At 58.3% G+C, this 1618-nt stretch carries 1 rRNA gene; it reads left to right on the top strand.

Annotation, left to right across the window (positions count from 1 at the left end):
• Positions 1-97: 97 nt before the first annotated feature.
• Positions 98-1618 (top strand): 23S ribosomal RNA (locus tag ACTWQE_RS34020); the annotation flags it as partial.

Raw genomic sequence — 1618 nt, 5'->3', positions numbered from 1 at the left:
CTTCGTGATGCCGGTCCCGGTGTACTCGCCTGTTTCAGGTGGGGTGGCGGGTGGCTGGTCGTTGCTTGAGAACTGCACAGTGGACGCGAGCATCTGTGGCCAAGTTTTTAAGGGCGCACGGTGGATGCCTTGGCACCAGGAACCGATGAAGGACGTGGGAGGCCGCGATAGGCCCCGGGGAGCTGTCAACCGAGCTGTGATCCGGGGGTGTCCGAATGGGGAAACCCGGCAGTCGTCATGGGCTGTCACCCGCTGCTGAACACATAGGCAGTGTGGAGGGAACGCGGGGAAGTGAAACATCTCAGTACCCGCAGGAAGAGAAAACAACCGTGATTCCGGGAGTAGTGGCGAGCGAAACTGGATGAGGCCAAACCGTATGTGTGTGATACCCGGCAGGGGTTGCGCATGCGGGGTTGTGGGAGTTCTCTTGATCAATCTGCCGGTTGGTCGGCGAGTCAGAAACCGTATGGGTAGGCGAAGGGCATGCGAAAGGCCCGGCGTAGAGGGTAAGACCCCCGTAGCTGAAATCTGTACGGCTCGTTTGAGAATCACCCAAGTAGCACGGGGCCCGAGAAATCCCGTGTGAATCTGGCGGGACCACCCGCTAAGCCTAAATATTCCCTGGTGACCGATAGCGGATAGTACCGTGAGGGAATGGTGAAAAGTACCGCGGGAGCGGAGTGAAATAGTACCTGAAACCGTGTGCCTACAAGCCGTGGGAGCGTCGCGCGAGGACTTGTCCTTGCGTCGTGACTGCGTGCCTTTTGAAGAATGAGCCTGCGAGTTTGCGGTGTGTTGCGAGGTTAACCCGTGTGGGGAAGCCGTAGCGAAAGCGAGTCCGAAGAGGGCGATTCAGTAGCGCGCCCAAGACCCGAAGCGGAGTGATCTAGCCATGGGCAGGTTGAAGCGCGGGTAAGACCGTGTGGAGGACCGAACCCACCAGGGTTGAAAACCTGGGGGATGACCTGTGGTTAGGGGTGAAAGGCCAATCAAACTCCGTGATAGCTGGTTCTCCCCGAAATGCATTTAGGTGCAGCGTCGTGTGTTTCTTGCCGGAGGTAGAGCACTGGATAGGCGATGGGCCCTACCGGGTTACTGACCTTAGCCAAACTCCGAATGCCGGTAAGTGAGAGCGCGGCAGTGAGACTGTGGGGGATAAGCTCCATGGTCGAGAGGGAAACAGCCCAGAGCATCGACTAAGGCCCCTAAGCGTACGCTAAGTGGGAAAGGATGTGGAGTCGCAGAGACAACCAGGAGGTTGGCTTAGAAGCAGCCATCCTTGAAAGAGTGCGTAATAGCTCACTGGTCAAGTGATTCCGCGCCGACAATGTAGCGGGGCTCAAGCGTACCGCCGAAGTCGTGTCACTCGGACATTACCGCTAACGCGGGTCCGGGTGGGTAGGGGAGCGTCGTGTGCCGGGTGAAGCAGCCGCGTAAGCGAGTTGTGGATGGTTCACGAGTGAGAATGCAGGCATGAGTAGCGATACACACGTGGGAAACGTGTGCGCCGATTGACTAAGGGTTCCTGGGTCAAGCTGATCTGCCCAGGGTAAGTCGGGACCTAAGGCGAGGCCGACAGGCGTAGTCGATGGACAACCGGTTGATATTCCGGTACCCG

Source organism: Streptomyces sp. 8N706, from assembly GCF_052245415.1.
In the GTDB taxonomy this organism is placed as follows: domain Bacteria; phylum Actinomycetota; class Actinomycetes; order Streptomycetales; family Streptomycetaceae; genus Streptomyces.
Note: the sequence above shows the minus strand (reverse complement) of the source record. Positions and strands in the feature narration are given on the sequence as shown.